Source organism: Rubrivivax gelatinosus, from assembly GCF_016583785.1.
Lineage (GTDB): Bacteria > Pseudomonadota > Gammaproteobacteria > Burkholderiales > Burkholderiaceae_C > Rubrivivax > Rubrivivax gelatinosus_B.
Genome location: NZ_NRRU01000052.1, coordinates 20,028 through 38,492, shown reverse-complemented (window position 1 = coordinate 38,492; position 18,465 = coordinate 20,028). Strand labels below are relative to the sequence as shown.

Here is an 18,465-nt window from a genome sequence, read left to right as displayed (position 1 = left end):
CCTGCAGCAGCTGGCGCCGGCGGCGGCGATCGCGCGCCTGCGCCTGCTGCTGCAGGCGGCCGACAGCGAGGCCATCGTCTGGTGGCAGACGCACCAGAAGGCGATGCGTCTCGGGCTCGCGCCCCCGGCGCGGCGCCGCCTGACCCAGGCCATGAACGCGCTCGACTTCGAAGCCGCACTTGCCGCCCTGCCGCCGCCATGAACGTCCAAGCGCTGCCCTCGGGCCCCGACCCGATGCTCGAAGCCTGCGCATCCGGGCGCCGGCTGTCGGTGCTCGTCGTCGACGACTCCCCGGCCAACCTGGCGCTGCTGGCGCAGGTGCTGGCGCCCGAGTACCAGGTGAAGATCGCGCTCAGCGGCGCACGCGCGCTGCAGCTCGCCGCCGCCCAGGCGCCGGACCTGATCGTGCTCGACGTGATGATGCCGGGGCTGGACGGTTTCGAGGTCTGCCGCCGGCTCAAAGCCGAGCCGGCGCTGGCCGACGTGCCGGTGCTGTTCCTGACCGCGCTCACCAAGCCCGAACACGAGGCCGAAGGTTTTGCCGCCGGCGGCGCCGATTTCATCCACAAGCCCTTCAACCCGGAGACCGTGCGCGCCCGCGTGCGCACCCAGCTGCAGCTGAAGGTCGCGCGCGACGTGCTGCACGACCGCAACGCACACCTGAGCCGCGAGCTCGAGCGCCGCCGGCGCGAGGCCGAGCGGCTGCGCGAGACGACGCTGTTCCTGATCCTCGGGCTGGCCGAGTTCCGCGACGAGGCCACCGGCAACCATGTCAAGCGCACCGAGGAGTACGTGCGTGCGCTCGCCGGCTGGTACGCGGCGAAGGTGCCGGCGGCGCAGCTCACGCCCGAGGCGGTCGAGGACCTGGCCAAGGCCGCGCCGCTGCACGACATCGGCAAGGTGGCGATACGCGACGCCGTGCTGCTCAAGCCCGGCGCGCTCAGCGCCGAGGAGTGGGTCGTGATGAAGGCCCACACCGTGCATGGCGGCGACCTGCTGCAGCGTGCGCTCGACCACCTCGGTGCCGACGCCGGCGCGATGCTGGTCTACGCGCGGCAGATCGCACGCCACCACCACGAGCGCTGGGACGGCAGCGGCTACCCCGACGGCCTGGCCGGCGAGGCGATCCCGCTGGCCGCGCGCCTGATGGCGGTGGCCGACGTCTACGACGCGCTGATCAGCCGCCGGCCCTACAAGCAGCCGCTGTCGCATGCCGAGGCCATGGCCACGATCGGCGACGGCGCCGGCCGTCACTTCGACCCGCTGCTGGTCGAGGGGCTGCAGGCCTGCGAGAGCCGTTTCGTCGAGATCGCGACGCGGCTCAAGGACTGACGAGCACGAGAGGAAACCATGTCCCGGAACCGGCTCCACCACGCGCTGGCCTGCGCCGCCCTCGCCGCCGCCGCCGCCCCGGCGCTGGCGCTGGACCTGTCGTGGTCCGGCTTCGGCACGCTGGGCTGGGCCCAGTCCAGCCGCGGCTGGGTCTACGAACGCAGCGTCGACGACGGCGGCAGCGTCGACCGCGACAGCGTGCTCGGGCTGCAGCTCGACGCGAGCCTGGCGCCGAAGTGGTCGGCGACGCTGCAGCTGAAGGCGGCGCAGTCGCTCGAGAAGGACAGCCGCTGGGACCTGACGCCGACCTGGGCCTTCCTCGCCTGGCGCCCCGACGACGACTGGCTGCTGCGCGCCGGGCGCATGCGCGTGCCGCTGTACCTGCACTCCGAGATCCTGGACGTCGGCGCGACGCACGACCTGGCGCGGCTGCCGACCGAGATGTACTCGATCGTGCCGTCCAACGAGTTCGACGGCGTGTCCACCACCCGGACCTGGAGCCTCGGCGCCGACGAACTCTCGCTCGACGCCTATGCCGGCCGCATGTCGACGACGGCGCGCTTCTGGTCGCGCGACGGCCTGCCCGGCTTCGTCGAGCCGGGTGCGGTCTTCGTCGACATCGACACCCACATGCAGGGCGTGGTGCTGGCGCTGCGCCAGCCGGGTGGCCTGTGGCGCGCCGGCCTGCACCGGGTGCGCACCTCGCAGACCGACGGCAAGAAGGTGCCGGTGACGCTGCCCTACGTCTCGCTGGGCGAGGGCCTGCCGGGCTTCTACAAGGTCGACGACAGCGTCCCCTACGGCCCCGACGTGCGCACGGTGTCGACGATCACGAACTGGGTCTTCACGCTCGGCCTGGAGCAGCGCCTGGGCGGCCACTGGCGCGTGGCCGCCGAATACGCGCGCGACCTGCAGCGCGACACCGAACTCGGCTCCAACACCTCGGGCGGCTACGTCGCGCTGTTCCGGGAGTTCGGTGCCGTGACGCCCTACCTCAGTCTCGCGCGCCTGCGCTCGACAAAGGGCACGCGCGACTGGTACCGCAAGCTCACCGCGCACCCGCTGCCCGCCACCGTGCCGGGCGCCGCCCAGCTGAACGCCGCGCAGCGCCTGATGGCCGAGGGCATCTGGGCCGCCGACCAGCGCTCGGTGGCGCTGGGTGCGTCGTGGGCGCTCGATGCACGCAGCAAGCTGAAGTTCGAGTGGAAACGCACCCACGTCGGCGACCTGAGCCGGCTGATCGAGACGCCGCCGGGTTCCGACACGATCCACGACACGCATCTGGACCTGTGGTCGCTCAACTACAGCTTCAGCTTCTGAGGCGCGCCCGATGAGAGCCCTCCTCGCCTTCATCGCCGGCCTGCTGCTGTGCCTGGGTGCACGCGCTGCCGACAGCGTCGTCGTCATCGCCCATCCGGGCATGGCCCACGTCGACGCCACGACGCTGCAGCGCCTGTACACGGGGCGCGCGGTCGCGGTCGACGGCGCGCCCGCGCTGGTCGTCAATGCCCCCTCGGGCACGCCCTGGCGCGAGCGTTTCCTGACCCAGGTCGTGCAGCTCGACGATGCCCGTTACGTCGCCTTCTGGACCGTGCGCCGCCACGTCGGCAAGGGCGTGCCGCCGCGCGAGCTGGCGACGGCGGCCGCGATCATCGACTTCGTCCAGGCCACGCCCGGCGCCATCGGCTACATCCCGGCCTCGGAGCTGCGGCCCGGGCTCAACGTGGTGCTGCGGCCGTGACGCGGCCGCAGGGCCGCGTCAGTGGCCGCCCGCAGCCTGGGTGCCCGGCGCCAGCCGGTACAGCGTGCCGCAGTAGGGGCAGCTGCCTTCACCCGTCGTCGCGACGTCGATGAAGACGCGCGGGTGGTTGCTCCACAGCGGCATCTTCGGGTTCGGGCAGAAAACGACGCCCGGGCCGGCGAGCTCGGCCGCCTGGACCTCGACGATGGCTTTGGGTTCGCTCATGGTCAGACTTTCGTGAGCCACTCGGCGTACTTCGGATTGCGGCCGTTGACGATGTCGAAGAAGGCCGCCTGGATCTTCTCGGTCACGGGGCCGCGCGCGCCGGCGCCGATCTCGATGCGGTCGAGTTCGCGGATCGGCGTGACTTCGGCGGCGGTGCCGGTGAAGAAGGCTTCGTCGGAGATGTAGACCTCGTCACGCGTGATGCGCTTCTCGACCACGGCGATGCCCAGGTCGCGGCAGATCGCGAAGATCGTGTTGCGCGTGATGCCGTTGAGCGCGCCGGCCGACAGGTCGGGCGTGTAGACGGTGCCGCCACGCACGACGAACAGGTTCTCGCCGGCTCCTTCGGAGACGAAGCCCGAGGCGTCGAGCAGCAGCGCCTCGTCGTAACCGTCGTCCGTGGCTTCCATGTTCGCCAGGATCGAGTTCGTGTAGTTGCTCACCGCCTTGGCCTGCGTCATCGTGATGTTGACGTGGTGGCGGGTGTAGCTGCTGGTCTTGACGCGGATGCCGCGGCGCAGGCCTTCCTCGCCCAGGTAGGCGCCCCAGGGCCAGGCGGCGATCATCAGGTGCACGGTGTTGCCCTTGGGGCTGACGCCGAGCTTTTCCGAGCCCAGCCAGGTCAGCGGGCGCAGGTAGCAGCTGTCGAGCTTGTTGGCGCGCACGACCTCGCGCTGCGCGTCCATCACCTGCTGCGGCGTGAACGGGATCTTCATGCGCAGGATCTTGGCGCTGTTGAACAGGCGCTCGGTGTGCTCCTGCAGGCGGAAGATCGCCGTGCCCTGGGCGGTGTGATAGGCGCGCACGCCTTCGAAGGCGCCGCAGCCGTAGTGCAGCGTGTGCGTCAGCACATGGATCTTCGCGTCGCGCCAGTCGACGAGCTCGCCGTCCATCCAGATCTTGCCGTCGCGGTCGGACATCGACATGGTCATTCCTCGGGGAAAAAGCGGTTCGGAGGGCAACGATTCTAGGCGGCGGGGGCCTGGGCGTCGCCGTCGGCGCCGGCCGCGCGTTCCAGGGTCCAGGCGCTGACACGGCCGTTGTGCAGCTGCACGCGCACCGCGTCGCCGCCGGCGTCGCGCCAGACGAAGGTCTCGGGCTCGTCGGCCACCTTCTCGCCCAGGCTGCCGGCCAGGCGCAGCAGCTGCAGCATGCGCTGGCCGCGTTCCAGCCGGGCGTGCAGCGTGACCGCGTTGGCGATGCTGGCGCGCGGGCGCTGCGCCGCCTGCTGCATCGCGCGCAGCGCGCGGCTGAACTGCAGCAGCAGCCAGAAGACGACGACGGTGGCGCCGAGCGCGACGCCGCGCCAGCCCCAGCCGACATAACCCACGGCGACGGCGGCCGCGGCCAGCGCCCAGCCAAACCAGGCGTTCATCGGTGGGCTCCAGGCGGGTTCGGGGCAGGGCGGTTCATTGCGGTGGCAGTCGGCGACGGCCGCGATCGTAGCGGCGCGCCGGCCGCCGTGTCAGCTGCCGGCGATGTCGGCTTCGTGCCGGCCGACGCGGCCGCTGCGCAGCGCGTCGGCCCAGTCGTCGCGGCCGTTGGCTTCGGCGCGCCGGGCCGCCGTCTCGTGCTCGTAGTCGACCGCACGCAGCGTCGCGCGCCAGCCGCTGGCGTCCAGGTCGAGCCAGGCGTAGCGCGCCTGCGGCGTGCCGGTTTCGGCGACGTGCGGCCAGGGATGCTCGTCGTCGAAGGCGGGCAGGCCGACGCTGCCTGGGTTGAGAACCTTCGTCGCGCCGACGCTGCGCAGCCGCGGCAGGTGGCTGTGGCCGCAGAGCACCCAGGGCGTGGCGACGCCGGGCAGGCGCGCCGCGACCTCGGTGTCGTCGGCCTCGTGCAGACCGTCGGGGTGCACGCTGTGCAGCAGGTATTCGACGTCGCGGCGTGCGCTGCCGTGCAGCGCCGTCACGTCCGGGTGCGGCTTCATCGTCGCCGGCAGCGCCGCCAGCCAGGCGCGTTCGGCCGCGCCCAGCGCGTCGAAGGCGTGGCGGTCGCTCGCGCCCATGCGTTCGCGCGCCAGCGTCAGCAGCTGGCGCTCGTGGTTGCCGGCGATCGTCGGCCAGTTCAAGGCCATCAGCCGGCGCGCCGTCTCCAGCGGCCACAGCGGGCCCGAGACGATGTCGCCCAGGTTCAGCCAGCCGTCGACCGCGCCGGCGTCGGCGATCACGGCTTCGAGTGCCGGCAGGTTGCCGTGGATGTCGGAGACGACGGCCCAGCGCATGTTCAGAGCCCGCGCACGACCTCGATCGCCTGCTCGATGCGCTCGACCGCGTGGATCGTCAGGCCCTCGATCGGCTTCTTCGGCGCGTTCGCCTTGGGCACGACGGCGACCGAAAAACCCAGCTTGGCGGCTTCTTTCAGCCGCTCCTGGCCACGCGGCGCCGGGCGCACCTCGCCGGCCAGGCCCACTTCGCCGAAGGCGACGAAACCGCGCGGCAGCGGCTTGCCGCGCAGCGAGCTCGTGATCGACAGCAGCACCGCCAGGTCGGCCGCCGGCTCGGCGATGCGCACGCCGCCGACGGCGTTGACGAACACGTCCTGGTCCATGCACGAGACGCCGGCGTGGCGGTGCAGCACCGCCAGCAGCATTGCCAGCCGGTCGCGGTCCAGGCCGACCGACAGCCGCCGCGGGCTCGGCCCGCCGCTGTCGACCAGCGCCTGGATCTCCACCAGCAGCGGCCGCGTGCCTTCCAGCGTCACCAGCACGCAGGAGCCCGACACCGGCTCGGCGTGCGCCGACAGGAAGATCGCACTCGGGTTGCTGACGCCGCGCAGCCCCTTCTCCGTCATCGCGAAGACGCCGATCTCGTTGACGGCACCGAAGCGGTTCTTGATCGCGCGCACCAGGCGGAAGCTCGAATGCGTGTCGCCTTCGAAATACAGCACCGTGTCGACGATGTGCTCGAGCACACGCGGCCCGGCGAGCGCGCCTTCCTTGGTCACGTGGCCGACCAGCACCATCGCGCAGCCGCCGGTCTTGGCCACACGCGTGAGCTGCGCCGCGCATTCGCGCACCTGGGCCACCGAGCCCGGCGCCGAGCTCAGCTGGTCGGAATACAGCGTCTGGATCGAGTCGATGACGCAGAAGGCCGGCTGTTCGGCCTCCAGCGTCGCCAGGATCTTCTCCAGCGAGATCTCGGCGACGACACGCACCTTGGCGCCCGACAGCCCGAGCCGGCGCGCGCGCAGCGCGACCTGGGCGCCCGACTCCTCGCCGGTGACGTAGAGCACCGGCATCACGGCCGACAGCGCGTCCAGCGCCTGCAGCAGCAGCGTGCTCTTGCCGATGCCGGGGTCGCCGCCGATCAGCGTCACGCCACCGGCGACGATGCCGCCGCCGAGCACGCGGTCGAGTTCCTCCTGGCCGGTGGGCGTGCGCGCGACGTCGGCGGCGTCGATCTCGGCCAGCGTCACCACCGGCTGGCTCCTGGCCAGCGCCTGGAAGCGGTTGTTCTTCGTCGTCGCCTCGGCCACGCCTTCGTCCAGCGAGTTCCAGGCGCCGCAGGCCGGGCATTTGCCCAGCCACTTCGGGCTGGTGCCGCCGCATTCGCGGCAGGTGTAGATCGTTTTCGCCACGGGTGGCTCCTGTCAGAACTCGCGCACGCGGCCGCGTCCGGCCTTGACCTGGGCGTCGCGCGCCTTGCCCTGCAGCCGGCGCTGCTTGGACGACCAGGTGGGTTTGGTCGCCCGGCGCGTGGCCTGGACCTCGGCGGCGGCGTCGACCAGCGCCTGCAGCCGCGCCAGGGCGTCGGCCTGGTTGCGCGGCAGGCTGCGGTGGGTCTGCGCCTTGATGACGACGACGCCGTCGCTGACGATGCGCTGGTCGGCCATCGCCAGCAGGCGCTCCTTGATCGGCTCGGGCAGCGAGGAGGCGCGGATGTCGAAGCGCAGGTGCACCGCGTTCGACACCTTGTTCACGTTCTGCCCGCCCGCGCCCTGGGCGCGGATCGCCGCGAATACGACTTCGCGCCGGTCGATGCGCGGCGCGTCGGCCATCAGTCTTCAGCCACGCGCATCGTCACGCGCGGCGCGACGGCGCACATCAGCTCGTAGCCCAGGGTGCCGGCGGCACGCGCGACCTCGTCGATCGCCAGCACCGCGCCGCCCGGGCCGCGGCCCCAGAGCGTGACCTCGCTGCCGATGCCGGCAGCGGGCAGGTCCGTCAGGTCGACTTCGAGCATGTCCATCGACACCCGGCCGATGGTGCGCGTGCGCTGTCCGTCGACCAGCGCCGGCGTGCCGGTGGGGCACAGGCGCGGGTAGCCGTCGGCATAGCCGCAGGCGACGACGCCCACGCGCATGGGCCCCGGCGCGGTGAAGCTGCTGCCGTAGCCGACGGTGTCGCTGGCGGCCAGCGTCTGCGTGGCGATGATGCGCGAGCGCAGCGTCATCGTCGGCTGCAGGTCCCAGTGGGCGATGTCGTGCTCGGGAAAGTCGGGCGCGCTGCCGTAGAGCAGGATGCCGGCGCGCACCCAGTCGTTCTTCACGCCGTGGCGCAGCAGCGCGGCGCTGTTGGACAGGCAGCGCTCGCCCGGCAGGTCGCGCGTCGCGGCGTCGAAGGCGGCGAGCTGGTGGGCGATGCCGCGCTCGCCGTCGGCGTCGGAGAAGTGCGTGATCAGCGAGATCTCGTCGACCTGCGGCAGCGCGTCCAGCCGCGCCCAGGCGCCGCGAAATGCGGTCGGCGTGAAACCCAGGCGGTTCATGCCGCTGTTCATCTTCAGGAACACGCGGTGCGGGCGGTGCGTCTTGTGCGCGGCCAGCCAGGCGATCTGCTCGTCGCAGTGCACCGCGTGCCACAGGTCCAGGCGCGAACAGAGTTCCAGATCGCGCGGCTCGAAGACACCCTCGAGCAGCAGGATGGGCCCGCGCCAGCCCAGCGCCCGCACACGTTCGGCCTCGGCCAGGTCCAGCAGCGCGAAGCCGTCGGCGGCGCGCAGGCCTTCGTAGGCGCGTTCGATGCCGTGGCCGTAGGCGTTGGCCTTGATCACCGCCCAGCTGCGGCAGTCCGGGGCGCGGGCACGGGCACGTTCGAGGTTGTGGGCGAGGGCGTCCGTATGGACGAGGGCTTCGATGGGGCGGGGCATGGCGGGCTCATTTTGCCAGCCGGTCCGTGGCTTTCATCATTCGGAACGGACGGGCCCGCGTGCTATAAACCGCCTGCCCTGAATGATGGAGAGACACAGGATTGGCGCCCGGCTCCGGCGTCCCCGGTTGCGTGCGCGACAGATGAAAAAAGGTTTCTCGACCATCATGTCGGCGCAGTTTTGCAGCTCGCTGGCCGACAACGGACTCACCGTCGCCGCGATCGAACTGCTGCGAAGCAGCCAGGCTCCGAGCTGGCACATCCCCGTCCTCGCCGTCGTCTTCGCGCTCTTCTACGTCGTGCTCGCGCCCTTCCTCGGCGCCTTCGCCGACGCGATCCCGAAGGGCCGGGTGATGCTGATCTCCAACGGCATCAAGGTCATCGGCTGTCTGCTGATGCTCTTCGGCGGCCATCCGCTGCTGGCCTATTCGATCGTCGGCCTGGGTGCCGCGGCCTATTCGCCGGCCAAGTACGGCATCCTCACCGAGCTGCTTCCGCCGTCGCAACTGGTCAAGGCCAACGGCTGGATCGAGGGCCTGACGATCGCCAGCATCATCCTGGGCACGGTGCTGGGCGGCCAGCTCGTCGGGCCGCAGATCGCGCCCCATCTGCTGGCGCTGGATCTGCCCTACGTCGACACCGGGCTGGACCTGCCGGCGCAGGCGGCGATCTGCGTGCTGCTGTTCGTCTACCTGCTGGCGGCGGTGTTCAACCTCTACATCCCGCGCACCGACGCACCGCTGCAGCCGCTGTCGGGCAACCCGCTGTCGCTGGTGCGCGACTTCTCGCGCTGCAACGCACGCCTGTGGAGCGACAAGCTGGGCCAGATCTCGCTGGCGACGACGACGATGTTCTGGGGTGTCGGCGGCAACCTGCGCATCATCGTCTTCCCCTGGGCCGCGGCGGCGCTCGGCTACACGACGACGCAGGCTTCGTCGCTGGCCGGCGTGGTCTCGGTCGGGGTCGCCGTCGGCGCGGTCGCGGCCTCGATGCGCATGCGGCTGGACCGCGCCACCGCGGTGATCCCGCTGGGTGTCGCGATGGGCGTGCTGCTGATGGGGCTCAACGTCATCCGCGACCTGTCGGTGGCCATCCCCTTCCTGCTGCTGCTGGGCGCTGCCGGCGGCTACCTCGTCGTGCCGATGAACGCGCTGCTGCAGCACCGCGGCCACAACCTGATGGGCGCGGGCCGATCGATCGCGGTGCAGAACTTCAACGAGCAGGCCTGCATCCTGGCGCTGGGCGCCTTCTACGCCGGCATGACACGGTTCGAGCTCTCGGCCTTCACCGCGATCACGATCTTCGGCCTGGTCGTCGCCGGCATCATGGAGACGATCCGGCGCTGGCACAAACGCAACACCGTCGAACACAAGGACGAGCTCGAGCGCCTGCTCACGATTGCGCGCACCGATGGCCATTGAGCACGCCGCGCCCCGCGCCGGCCACGCCGGCGCGGCGGCGCCGGTGCTCGCGCTGCTGGCCAACGCCTTCGTCTGGGGTGTGTCCTGGTGGCCGTTTCGCCAGCTCGAGGCGCGCGGCCTGCACCCGCTGTGGGCCACCGCCGTCGTCTACGGCATGGCGGTCGTCGTCATCACGCTGTGGCGCCCGGCGGCCTGGGGCCAGCTGCTGCGCACGCCGGTGCTCTGGGTGCTGGTGGCGGCGGCCGGTACGACCAACGCCACCTTCAACTGGGGCGTGACCGTCGGCGACGTCGTGCGTGTCGTGCTGCTGTTCTATCTGATGCCGCTGTGGACGGTGCTGCTGGCGCGGCTGCTGCTGCACGAGCGCCTGACGCGTGCGGCGGCGCTGCGTGTCGTGATGGCGCTGGCCGGCGCGGCCATCGTGCTCTGGCCCGAAGGCGGCGGCCTGCCGCTGCCGCGTGCGCTGCCGGAGTGGCTGGGCATCGCCGGCGGCTTCAGCTTCGCGCTGAACAACGTGATGCTGCGCCGTGAAGCGCACCGGCCGCAGGCGGCGCGCGCGCTGGCGATGTTCCTCGGCGGCACGCTGATCGCCGGCAGCCTGGCTCTGGTGATGGCGGCGCAGGGCGCGCTGCCCGCGCCGCCACCGCCGGCGGCCGGCTGGATGCTGGGCGCGCTGTTGCTGGCGGCCTTCTTCCTGGGCGGCAACCTCGCGCTGCAGTACGGTGCCGCGCGGCTGGCGGCGAACGCGACCGCGGTCGTGATGGTCAGCGAGGTGCTGTTCGCGGCGCTGTCGGCAGCGTTGCTGGGCGCGGCGGCGATCACCGGGCCGCTGCTGGCGGGCGGCGCCTTGATCGTCGGCGCCGCGCTGCTGGCCGCGCGCTGATCAGTGCCGGGCCGCGGGCGCCGCGGCGCGCGGCGGGCGTGAGACCAGGCGCGTGAGTTCGCCGTCGTCCAGCGGTTTGCCGAGATAGGCGTCGGCACCGGCGAGCGCGCCGCGCACGCGGTCGACCTCGCCGTGATGCGCCGAGACCAGCACCAGCACCGCCTCGCGTGCGCCCGGGGCGGGCTGGCGCCGCAGCTGCCGGCACAGCGCCAGGCCGTCGAGTTCGCTGTGTTCGCCGAGCTCGACGTCGACGAAGACGAACTCGAAACGCTGCCGTGCCAGCCGCTCCAGCGCCTCGCCGCTGGTCCGGGCGCCGACGCTGGGCAGGCCGAGCCGGCGCAGCCGGCGCGCCAGATAACAGCTGGCGACCTCGCTGTCGTCGACGATCAGCGCCTGCTCGCCGGGGGCGGGCAGGACCTGAGCGACGGCGGCCGTCTCGGGCGGCCAGGTGGAGATCACGCCCGGCGGCCACGCGGTGGCCACCGCGGCCGGCGCCAGCGTGGTGGCGCGCAGCGCGACGATGGCGTCGAGTTCCCGCAGCAGCAGCAGCGCGTCCAGCGGCCGCGGCATCCAGGCGGCGGCGCCTTCGGGCGCGTGGCGGCCGACGAAGACGGTGTCGGCCAGGCGCTCGCAGGCCAGCACCGCGGCCAGCGCCTGCGGCGCTTCGGCGTCGGCGACCAGGAAGTCGGCGTCGGCGATGTTCGCGACCTCGACATAGCCCGGAAAACGCGTCGCGGCCAGGCGCACGCAGCTGGCGAGCGTGCTGCGCTCGAATGCGCTGAAACCGAGCAGGTGGAGGCGGTGCAGCATGGCCTGCGGTTGCGGATGGGCGGCAGCCATGCTGCGCGGGCCCGGTCGCCGCTGTCAACGCCGGTCAGCGGCCGGGGCCTTAGGATGGCAGTTTCGTCACGACCGGAGGTCCGATGGCCGCGACCCTTGCCGATTTCGACGCCGTCTCGATCGACGGCCAGCCGGCGCCCCTGTCCGCCTATCGCGGCCAGGTGGTGCTGGTCGTCAACACCGCCAGCCGCTGCGGCTTCACGCCGCAGTTCGAAGGCCTGGAGCAGCTCTGGCAGGCCTGGCGCGAGCGTGGCCTCGTGATCGTGGGATTCCCGAGCAACGAGTTCGGCGGCCAGGACCCGGGCACGAACGACGAGATCGCGTCCTTCTGCCAGCTCAACTACGGCGTCAGCTTCCCGATGATGGCCAAGGTGAAGGTCAACGGCGCCGACGCCCACCCGTTGTGGAAGTGGCTCACCGCCGAGGCCCGGGGCGTGCTCGGCACCCAGGCGGTGAAGTGGAACTTCACCAAATTCCTCGTCGGCCGCGACGGACGCGTGATCAAGCGCTTCGCGCCGACCGACTCCCCGGCCTCGCTGGCCGCCGACATCGAGAAAGCGCTTTCGGCATGACCGTCTTCTCCCACCTCGAGCCCTACGCGGGCGACCCCATCCTGTCGCTGAACGAGGCCTTCGGCCGCGACGCGCGGCCGGGCAAGGTCAACCTGTCGATCGGCATCTATTTCGACGACGCCGGCCGTATCCCGGTGCTGGACTGCGTGCGCCAGGCCGAGGCCCGGCTGCTGGCCGAAGCCGGCGCCAAGCCCTATCTGCCGATGGAAGGTTCGGCGCCCATGCGCGCCGCGGTGCAGGCGCTGCTGTTCGGCGCCGGCAGCGCCGCGGTGGCCGCGGGCCGGGTCGCGACGCTGCAGACCATAGGCTCCAGCGGCGGGCTGAAGGTCGGCGCCGACTTCCTCAAGCGCTGGTTCCCGGCGAGCACGGTCTGGGTCAGCGACCCGACCTGGGACAACCACCGCTCGATCTTCGAAGGCGCCGGCCTGCCGGTGAAGAGCTATCCGTACTACGACGCCGCGACCGGCGGCGTCGCCTTCGAGCGCCTGTGCGAGACCCTGCGCGGCCTGCCCGCCGGCGACGTCGTGCTGCTGCACGCCTGCTGCCACAACCCGACCGGCGTCGACCTGTCGGCGGCGCAATGGGGCGAGGTCGTCGCCATCGTGCGCGAGCGTGGCCTGATCCCCTTCCTGGACATCGCCTACCAGGGCTACGGCGACGGCATCGAGCAGGACGCTTTCGCGATCCGCGCGCTCGCCGACGCCGGGCTGTCGTTCTTCGTCTCGAACTCGTTCTCCAAGAGCATGAGCCTGTACGGCGAACGCGCCGGCGCGCTGTCGGTGGTCTGCGCCGACCGCGCCGAGGCCGATCTCGTGCTCGGGCAGATGAAGGCCACGGTGCGCCGCAACTATTCCAGCCCGGGGCTGCATGCGGCCGGCGTCGTCGCCGCGGTGCTCGGCGACGCCGGGCTGCGCGCCTCGTGGGAAGCCGACGTCGCGGCGATGCGCGAGCGCATCCTGGCGATGCGGCGTGCGCTGCACGAGGTGCTGGCGGCGCGCCGGCCGGAGCGCGACTTCGGCTACTTCCTCAGCCAGCGCGGCATGTTCAGCTACACCGGGCTGTCGGCGGCCCAGGTCGACCGGCTGCGCGAGGAGTTCGGCGTCTACCTCGTGCGCTCGGGCCGCATCTGCGTGGCCGGGCTCAACAGCGGCAACGTCGAACGCACCGCCGAGGCGATCGCCGCGGTGCTCTGACGCTCAGGCCGCCTCGCAGCCGGCGGCCTGCTGCACCAGCGCGCGCAGCCAGCGGTGCGCCGGGTCGCGGTCCTGGCGCACCGGCCAGATCATCTGCACACCCACCGGCGCCAGCGTCACCGGCGGCGGCAGCGGCCGCGTCAGCATCAGGTCCTCGGTGCCGGTGGCGGCGACGAAAGACAGCGGCAGCACCGTGATCAGGTCCGACTGCGTGACGACGCGGCCGGCGGTCGAGAACTGGTTGACCGTCAGCACGATGCGCCGGCGCCGGCCGAGCGCCGCCAGCGCTTCGTCGATCATCCCGTGCGGCCGCCCCGACAGGCTGACCAGCAGGTGGTGGGCCTCGCAGAAGGCGTCCAGCGTCAGCGCGTCGGCCAGCGGGTGGCCGCGGCGCATCACGCAGACGTAGTGGCTCTGGTAGAGCCGCTGGTGCAGCAGCCCCGACTGCGGGCCGTCGGCGATGACCGAGGCGATGGCCTCGGGGAAGTGCCCGATCGCGAGATCGGCTTCGCCGTCGCGCAGCATCGCGCGCGGGTCGCGGCTGCTCAGCGGCACGAGGCGGATGTTGACGCGCGCCTGGCGCGACTCGATCGCCCGCACCAGCGTCGGCGCGAGTTCGGTCGCGGGCGCGTCGGACATGGCGATGCGGAAGTTGGTCTCGCGCGCCTGCGGGTCGAAGTCTTCCGGCGCCAGCGCGCGCTGCAACTCGGCCAGCCACTCGCGCACCACCGGCCACAGCGCCTGCGCACGCGCGGTCGGCTTCATGCCGTGCGCGCTGCGCACGAACAGCGGCTCGCCGACGGCTTCGTGCAGGCGCTTGAGCGAATGGCTCGCCGCCGGCTGCGTCACCGCCAGCACCTCGGCCGCCCGCGTCAGGCTGCCTTCGGCCATCACGGTGTCGAAGACGCGCAAGAGGTTCAGGTCCAGTGTGCGGAAGTTCATGAATCGATTGTGATATGAGCGCTGCTTATGCGCCTGATGCAAAACATTCAATGGATTGAGTAGGTGTTAACCCCCAGAATGGCGCCATCGCAGCCCCACGAGGGCTGTCACGACAGGAAAAAAGATGGGCCACTACGCCGACATCCAGACCGTTACCACCGCGCAGACCCCGCGTGGTGCCTTGATCGCCGCCGAGCTCTTCGCCCGGCTGATGAAGACCTTCTCGCACGAACCGGCCGCTCCGACGCGGGTGCACGACGTCGCCACGGTGCGCGAACTGGCGCACCAGGTCGAATCCTCCGACCCCGGCTTCGCCGCCGACCTTTACGCCGCCGCAGCCCGCCACGAAGGACTGGGCGACTGATCACCCCCGGCAGCCCGATCGGCTGCCATTGCCCCGGCCCCCTCGCGTGATGCGACGGGGCCGTTTTTCATCGCGGCGCGCCCGGCGCCCGGGTGCGCCCGGAGGCATCGGGCATCATTGCCGCCGATGTCCGTGTTCCTGCTGCGCCGCTTCGCGACCTTCGTCCTGACGCTCGTCGCGGCGTCGGTGCTGGTGTTCGCCGTGCTCGAGCTGCTGCCTGGCAGCGCCGCTGAAGTCGTGCTCGGCGAAACCGCGACACCCGAGGCGGTGGCCGCGCTCGAGACCCGGCTCGGACTGGACCGCCCGCCGCTGCAGCGCTACGCCGACTGGGCCGGTGGCCTGCTGCAGGGCCGCACCGCGACCAGCATCGCCTACGACACGCCGACGGCCGAGCTGATCGCCGAGAGGCTGCGCGTCTCGCTGCCGCTGGCGGCGCTGGCGATGGCGATGACGCTGGTGCTGGCGCTGGCCGCCGGCCTCTACGCTGCCTCGCGTCATGGGCGCGCGGGCGACCTGGGCGTGATGCTGGCGACGCAGATCGGCATCGCCGTGCCCAGCTTCTGGCTGGCGATGCTGCTGATCCTGCTGTTCGCGGTGCAGCTGCAATGGGTCGGCGCCGGCGGTTTCCCGGGCTGGACCGAAGACGAAGGCGGCGGCTTGGGCGCGGGCCTGAAGGCTTTGCTGCTGCCGGCGCTGGCGCTGGCGGCGGTGCAGGCGGCGATCCTGGCGCGTGTCACGCGTTCGGCGGTGCTGGACGTGATGCGCGAGGACTTCGTGCGCACCGCGCGCGCCAAGGGCCTGAGCCGGCGCCAGGCGCTGCTGCGCCACGTGCTGCGCAATGCCGCGATCCCGGTGCTGACGGTGGCCGGGCTGCAGTTCGCCAACCTGCTCACCGGCACCATCGTCGTCGAGAACGTGTTCGTGCTGCCGGGGCTGGGGCGGCTGGTGTTCCAGGCGGTCGCCAACCGCGACCTCGTCGTCGTGCGCGACGTCGTGCTGCTGCTGGCGGCGCTGGTGGTGGCCGTCAACTTCGTCGTCGACCTGCTTTACGCCGTCGTCGATCCGCGGCTGCGCCACGCATGACGGCCGCGCTGTCCAGCTTCGCCGGGCGTGCCCGGCGCAGCCCGGGTTTCGTCTGCGGCGCCGTGCTCGGCGCCGCGCTGGTGTGCATCGCGCTGCTGTCGCTGCTCTGGACGCCGTGGCCGCCCGAGCAGATCGACATCGCCGCACGGCTGCAGCCGCCGTCGGCGCTGCACTGGTTCGGCACCGACAGCCTGGGGCGCGACATCGTCTCGCAGCTGATGGCCGGCGCGCGCAACAGCCTGGCGGTCGGCGTCGTTGCCGTCGCCATCGGGCTGGTCACCGGCGTCGCGCTCGGGTGCCTGGCGGCAGCGCGGCGCGGCTGGGTCGACGACGCGCTGATGCGGGCTGCCGACGTCGCGTTCGCGTTCCCGGCGCTGCTGTCGGCGATCCTGCTGGCCGCCATCCACGGGCCGGGGCTGGCGACCAGCGTGCTGGCGATCGGGCTCTTCAACGTGCCGGTGTTCGCGCGCATCACGCGCGGCGCGGCGCGCTCGGTCTGGGCGCGCGAGTACGTGCTCGCCGCACGCGCCGCGGGCAAGGGCGGCTGGCGCATCACCGTCGACCATGTGCTGCCCAACGTCGCCGCACCCATCGTCGTGCAGGCGACGATCGCCTTCGCGACCGCGATCCTGGCCGAAGCCGCGCTCAGCTACCTCGGCCTGGGCACCCAGCCGCCGCAGGCGAGCTGGGGGCGCATGCTCAACGAGGCGCAGACCCAGTGGTTCCAGGCGCCGATGCAGGCGGTCTACCCGGGCGCCGCGATCATGCTCGCGGTGCTGGGGCTGAACCTGCTCGGCGACGGCCTGCGCGACCTGCTCGACCCCCGATCGGCACGAACGAACTGAACCATGGCACGGAACATCGAAATCAAGCTGCGCGTCGATTCGATCGACCCCTTGCACGAACGCGCCGCCGCGCTGGCCGGCGCCGCACTCGAGCTGATCGAGCAGGACGACGTCTTCTACGCCGTTCCGCACGGGCGGCTGAAGCTGCGCCGCTTCGCCGACGGCAGTGCCGAGCTGATCCACTACGAACGCCCGGACGGCGTCGGGCCGCGAGGCTCCGATTACGAACGTGTCGTCGTCTCGGCCGACGTCGACGCGCTGCACCGCACGCTGGCGCGTGGCCTGGGCGTGCGCGCGCGGGTGCGCAAGCAGCGCTGGCTGGCGCGTGTCGGTGCGTCGCGCGTGCACCTGGACCGGGTCGAGGGTCTCGGCGACTTCGTCGAGATCGAGGTGGTCCTGGTTCCGGAGCAGTCCGACGACGATGGCCGCCGCATCGCCCAGGACCTGATCGAGGCGCTGGGGCTGGCGTCCGCACAGCCGGTGGCGACCGCTTACGCCGAGCTCGGAACGCCCGCCGACTGAGCGGCGATGTCCGTGGACGGTCTTGCGTTGCGGCGCTGCAACAAAACGCGGTGTTGCGTGCACGCTGCAAACGACGCCGTGGCAACGCAGCCGCAGGCCGTGCGACCCCCTCCCGCCGTCATGGCCGAGCGTCATGCAAGCCGTTTACGCGAGGGCGCGCGTCGCTCGGGCGCGAGTATTCGCGGTACATGACGGAACGTCCGCTGCAATCAGTGTTTATTATTTCTTTTGAGGCAATACACTATTGCCTAGGAAGAGCTAGTTGCGGTTCCAGGGCGTTCGTAGCCTTCTAACCGCTGAGGTGCCGCCTCGCTGCGGCCTGTGTGTCTGAATCCCATCTCCCAACGAGGAAACATATGAAGAAGTCCCTCATCGCTCTGGCCGTCCTGGCCGCCGCCGGCACCGCGTCCGCGCAATCGTCGGTCACCGTGTTCGGTATCCTGGACGTGGCCGTGCGCCACGTCGACAACAGCGACGACACCAAGACCACGGTTTCCAGCGGCGGTCTGAGCACCGGCCGTATCGGCTTCCGTGGCATCGAAGATCTGGGCGGCGGCCTGAAGGCCGGCTTCTGGATTGAAGGCCAAGTCGACGCCGACTCGGGCAACAGCTCCGGCCAGACCTGGCAACGTCGTTCGACCGTGAGCCTGATCTCCGACTCGCTGGGTGAAGTCCGTCTGGGCCGTGATTTCGTCCCGACCTACACCGCCGTCAGCGATTTCGACCCGTTCGGTGACAACGGCCTGGGCGCCACGTTCCGCACGGCCTCGTCCGCCATCGTCGGTACGACGACCACCAACAACGCGCAAAAGCGCGCCAGCAACGAGGTTTCGTACTTCCTGCCGGCGACCCTGGGCGGCATCTACGGTCAGGTCTCGGTTGCCGCTGGTGAAAACACCGCCACCAACAAGTACGTCGGTGGCCGTATCGGCTACAAGGCCGGCCCGTTGGACGTGACCGCCGCCTACGGTCAGACCGAAGTGACGTCGAGCGACGATCTGAAGTCGACGGTGATCTCGGCCGCCTATGACTTCGGCGTGGCGAAGCTGCAGGGTTCGTACCAGCTGTACAAGTACAACGGCAACGAAGAAACCCACTACACGGTGGGTGGCAGCGTGCCGGTCGGTGCCTTCGTGCTGCGCGCCGCCTACACCGCCAACAAGTCGGACGACGTCACCGGCCGCGACGCCGATCTGTTCGCCGTCGGCGCTGTCTACAACCTGAGCAAGCGTACCGCCCTGTACGGCACCTACGCCATCATCGACAACGACAACGGCACGAGGCTCGGCACGATCGAAAGCCTGAGCGCGATCTCGGGCGAGAAGTACCAAGGCCTGGAAATCGGCGTCCGCCACTCGTTCTAATCACGTCCGACCCGCGGCGGCCCTGGCCGCCGCCCGGACCCGGAGTGGCGACACT

At 71.3% G+C, this 18,465-nt stretch carries 22 protein-coding genes; 13 read left to right on the top strand and 9 right to left on the bottom strand.

Annotation, left to right across the window (positions count from 1 at the left end; genetic code table 11):
- The 4 genes from CKO43_RS14715 to CKO43_RS14700 all read left to right on the top strand — a co-directional run.
- On the top strand, positions 1-202 hold a 202-nt coding region (locus tag CKO43_RS14715), incomplete at its 5' end, for a hypothetical protein (protein WP_200379093.1).
- A complete protein-coding gene (locus CKO43_RS14710; RefSeq protein ID WP_242477890.1) occupies positions 199-1,332 on the top strand; it encodes an HD-GYP domain-containing protein in 1,134 nt (377 codons plus the stop codon). The genes CKO43_RS14715 and CKO43_RS14710, both read left to right, overlap by 4 nt.
- Before the next feature lie 18 nt (positions 1,333-1,350).
- Entirely contained in the window at positions 1,351-2,652 is a 1,302-nt protein-coding gene (locus CKO43_RS14705; protein ID WP_200379092.1) for a hypothetical protein, read from the top strand.
- Positions 2,653-2,662: 10 nt separating this feature from the next.
- Entirely contained in the window at positions 2,663-3,073 is a 411-nt protein-coding gene (locus CKO43_RS14700; protein WP_200228007.1) for a hypothetical protein, read from the top strand.
- A gap of 18 nt (positions 3,074-3,091) precedes the next feature.
- On the opposite strand, the gene CKO43_RS14695 is transcribed toward CKO43_RS14700, so the two are convergent.
- The 7 genes from CKO43_RS14695 to alr all read right to left on the bottom strand — a co-directional run bounded on the left by CKO43_RS14695 (position 3,092) and on the right by alr (position 8,382).
- On the bottom strand, positions 3,092-3,298 hold the full coding sequence (locus tag CKO43_RS14695; RefSeq protein ID WP_200228009.1) for a zinc-finger domain-containing protein: 207 nt from the start codon (positions 3,296-3,298) through the stop codon (positions 3,092-3,094).
- A gap of 2 nt (positions 3,299-3,300) precedes the next feature.
- A complete protein-coding gene (locus CKO43_RS14690) occupies positions 3,301-4,224 on the bottom strand; it encodes a branched-chain amino acid transaminase (protein WP_200228011.1) in 924 nt (307 codons plus the stop codon).
- Between the two features lie 41 nt (positions 4,225-4,265).
- Positions 4,266-4,673: a hypothetical protein gene (locus CKO43_RS14685; protein ID WP_200379091.1), complete on the bottom strand. Its 408-nt coding sequence runs from the start codon at positions 4,671-4,673 to the stop codon at positions 4,266-4,268.
- Between the two features lie 90 nt (positions 4,674-4,763).
- A complete protein-coding gene (locus CKO43_RS14680) occupies positions 4,764-5,519 on the bottom strand; it encodes a metallophosphoesterase family protein (protein WP_200228015.1) in 756 nt (251 codons plus the stop codon).
- Between the two features lie 2 nt (positions 5,520-5,521).
- The gene (gene radA / locus CKO43_RS14675) at positions 5,522-6,874 is read right to left on the bottom strand and encodes a DNA repair protein RadA (protein ID WP_200379090.1); all 1,353 of its coding nucleotides are present in this window, start codon (positions 6,872-6,874) and stop codon (positions 5,522-5,524) included.
- 12 nt (positions 6,875-6,886) lie between these two features.
- A complete protein-coding gene (gene arfB, locus CKO43_RS14670) occupies positions 6,887-7,294 on the bottom strand; it encodes an alternative ribosome rescue aminoacyl-tRNA hydrolase ArfB (RefSeq protein WP_200379089.1) in 408 nt (135 codons plus the stop codon).
- The gene (alr, locus tag CKO43_RS14665; RefSeq protein ID WP_200379088.1) at positions 7,294-8,382 is read right to left on the bottom strand and encodes an alanine racemase; all 1,089 of its coding nucleotides are present in this window, start codon (positions 8,380-8,382) and stop codon (positions 7,294-7,296) included. Before alr ends, arfB begins: the two co-directional genes overlap by 1 nt.
- Positions 8,383-8,524: 142 nt before the next feature.
- Here alr and lplT point away from each other — a divergent pair, with 142 nt between their 5' ends.
- Positions 8,525-9,802: a lysophospholipid transporter LplT gene (lplT, locus tag CKO43_RS14660; RefSeq protein ID WP_200228022.1), complete on the top strand. Its 1,278-nt coding sequence runs from the start codon at positions 8,525-8,527 to the stop codon at positions 9,800-9,802.
- A complete protein-coding gene (locus CKO43_RS14655; protein WP_200228023.1) occupies positions 9,792-10,685 on the top strand; it encodes an EamA family transporter in 894 nt (297 codons plus the stop codon). Before lplT ends, CKO43_RS14655 begins: the two co-directional genes overlap by 11 nt.
- Here the strand turns inward: CKO43_RS14655 and CKO43_RS14650 are convergent, their stop codons facing one another.
- Positions 10,686-11,495 (bottom strand): response regulator, encoded by an 810-nt coding sequence (locus tag CKO43_RS14650; RefSeq protein WP_200379087.1) that lies wholly within the window; start codon positions 11,493-11,495, stop codon positions 10,686-10,688.
- Between the two features lie 113 nt (positions 11,496-11,608).
- On the opposite strand from CKO43_RS14650, the gene CKO43_RS14645 reads away from it, so the two are divergent.
- Both CKO43_RS14645 and CKO43_RS14640 read left to right on the top strand, forming a co-directional pair.
- Positions 11,609-12,097 carry a glutathione peroxidase gene (locus CKO43_RS14645; RefSeq protein ID WP_200228026.1) on the top strand — a complete coding sequence of 163 codons (489 nt, stop codon included), beginning with the start codon at positions 11,609-11,611 and terminating at the stop codon, positions 12,095-12,097.
- Positions 12,094-13,290: an amino acid aminotransferase gene (locus tag CKO43_RS14640; protein ID WP_200228027.1), complete on the top strand. Its 1,197-nt coding sequence runs from the start codon at positions 12,094-12,096 to the stop codon at positions 13,288-13,290. Before CKO43_RS14645 ends, CKO43_RS14640 begins: the two co-directional genes overlap by 4 nt.
- A 3-nt stretch (positions 13,291-13,293) precedes the next feature.
- Here CKO43_RS14640 and CKO43_RS14635 read toward each other — a convergent pair whose 3' ends face one another.
- Positions 13,294-14,232: a LysR family transcriptional regulator gene (locus CKO43_RS14635; RefSeq protein ID WP_200228029.1), complete on the bottom strand. Its 939-nt coding sequence runs from the start codon at positions 14,230-14,232 to the stop codon at positions 13,294-13,296.
- A gap of 124 nt (positions 14,233-14,356) precedes the next feature.
- Here CKO43_RS14635 and CKO43_RS14630 point away from each other — a divergent pair, with 124 nt between their 5' ends.
- The 5 genes from CKO43_RS14630 (at position 14,357) to CKO43_RS14610 (ending at position 18,410) form a co-directional block, all read left to right on the top strand.
- Positions 14,357-14,596 carry a hypothetical protein gene (locus CKO43_RS14630; protein ID WP_200228031.1) on the top strand — a complete coding sequence of 80 codons (240 nt, stop codon included), beginning with the start codon at positions 14,357-14,359 and terminating at the stop codon, positions 14,594-14,596.
- 126 nt (positions 14,597-14,722) lie between these two features.
- Complete coding sequence (locus tag CKO43_RS14625; RefSeq protein ID WP_200379086.1) at positions 14,723-15,679, top strand: ABC transporter permease; 957 nt, start codon at positions 14,723-14,725, stop codon at positions 15,677-15,679.
- On the top strand, positions 15,676-16,524 hold the full coding sequence (locus CKO43_RS14620; RefSeq protein ID WP_200228034.1) for an ABC transporter permease: 849 nt from the start codon (positions 15,676-15,678) through the stop codon (positions 16,522-16,524). Before CKO43_RS14625 ends, CKO43_RS14620 begins: the two co-directional genes overlap by 4 nt.
- Before the next feature lie 3 nt (positions 16,525-16,527).
- Complete coding sequence (locus CKO43_RS14615; protein WP_200379085.1) at positions 16,528-17,046, top strand: class IV adenylate cyclase; 519 nt, start codon at positions 16,528-16,530, stop codon at positions 17,044-17,046.
- Positions 17,047-17,402: 356 nt separating this feature from the next.
- Positions 17,403-18,410 carry a porin gene (locus CKO43_RS14610; RefSeq protein ID WP_200379084.1) on the top strand — a complete coding sequence of 336 codons (1,008 nt, stop codon included), beginning with the start codon at positions 17,403-17,405 and terminating at the stop codon, positions 18,408-18,410.
- Positions 18,411-18,465 lie beyond the last annotated feature (55 nt).

What these genes read in the sequence shown, in the direction of transcription:
- CKO43_RS14635 (WP_200228029.1), bottom strand. Translation starts at nt 14,232, where the DNA reads ATGAACTTCCGCACACTGGACCTGAACCTCTTGCGCGTCTTCGACACC.
- CKO43_RS14615 (WP_200379085.1), top strand. Translation starts at nt 16,528, where the DNA reads ATGGCACGGAACATCGAAATCAAGCTGCGCGTCGATTCGATCGACCCC.
- CKO43_RS14645 (WP_200228026.1), top strand. Translation starts at nt 11,609, where the DNA reads ATGGCCGCGACCCTTGCCGATTTCGACGCCGTCTCGATCGACGGCCAG.
- lplT (WP_200228022.1), top strand. Translation starts at nt 8,525, where the DNA reads ATGAAAAAAGGTTTCTCGACCATCATGTCGGCGCAGTTTTGCAGCTCG.
- CKO43_RS14655 (WP_200228023.1), top strand. Translation starts at nt 9,792, where the DNA reads ATGGCCATTGAGCACGCCGCGCCCCGCGCCGGCCACGCCGGCGCGGCG.
- CKO43_RS14625 (WP_200379086.1), top strand. Translation starts at nt 14,723, where the DNA reads ATGTCCGTGTTCCTGCTGCGCCGCTTCGCGACCTTCGTCCTGACGCTC.
- CKO43_RS14630 (WP_200228031.1), top strand. Translation starts at nt 14,357, where the DNA reads ATGGGCCACTACGCCGACATCCAGACCGTTACCACCGCGCAGACCCCG.
- CKO43_RS14610 (WP_200379084.1), top strand. Translation starts at nt 17,403, where the DNA reads ATGAAGAAGTCCCTCATCGCTCTGGCCGTCCTGGCCGCCGCCGGCACC.
- CKO43_RS14640 (WP_200228027.1), top strand. Translation starts at nt 12,094, where the DNA reads ATGACCGTCTTCTCCCACCTCGAGCCCTACGCGGGCGACCCCATCCTG.
- CKO43_RS14680 (WP_200228015.1), bottom strand. Translation starts at nt 5,519, where the DNA reads ATGCGCTGGGCCGTCGTCTCCGACATCCACGGCAACCTGCCGGCACTC.
- CKO43_RS14650 (WP_200379087.1), bottom strand. Translation starts at nt 11,495, where the DNA reads ATGCTGCACCGCCTCCACCTGCTCGGTTTCAGCGCATTCGAGCGCAGC.
- CKO43_RS14685 (WP_200379091.1), bottom strand. Translation starts at nt 4,673, where the DNA reads ATGAACGCCTGGTTTGGCTGGGCGCTGGCCGCGGCCGCCGTCGCCGTG.
- alr (WP_200379088.1), bottom strand. Translation starts at nt 8,382, where the DNA reads ATGCCCCGCCCCATCGAAGCCCTCGTCCATACGGACGCCCTCGCCCAC.
- CKO43_RS14705 (WP_200379092.1), top strand. Translation starts at nt 1,351, where the DNA reads ATGTCCCGGAACCGGCTCCACCACGCGCTGGCCTGCGCCGCCCTCGCC.
- CKO43_RS14620 (WP_200228034.1), top strand. Translation starts at nt 15,676, where the DNA reads ATGACGGCCGCGCTGTCCAGCTTCGCCGGGCGTGCCCGGCGCAGCCCG.
- CKO43_RS14700 (WP_200228007.1), top strand. Translation starts at nt 2,663, where the DNA reads ATGAGAGCCCTCCTCGCCTTCATCGCCGGCCTGCTGCTGTGCCTGGGT.
- CKO43_RS14690 (WP_200228011.1), bottom strand. Translation starts at nt 4,224, where the DNA reads ATGTCGATGTCCGACCGCGACGGCAAGATCTGGATGGACGGCGAGCTC.
- arfB (WP_200379089.1), bottom strand. Translation starts at nt 7,294, where the DNA reads ATGGCCGACGCGCCGCGCATCGACCGGCGCGAAGTCGTATTCGCGGCG.
- CKO43_RS14710 (WP_242477890.1), top strand. Translation starts at nt 199, where the DNA reads ATGAACGTCCAAGCGCTGCCCTCGGGCCCCGACCCGATGCTCGAAGCC.
- CKO43_RS14695 (WP_200228009.1), bottom strand. Translation starts at nt 3,298, where the DNA reads ATGAGCGAACCCAAAGCCATCGTCGAGGTCCAGGCGGCCGAGCTCGCC.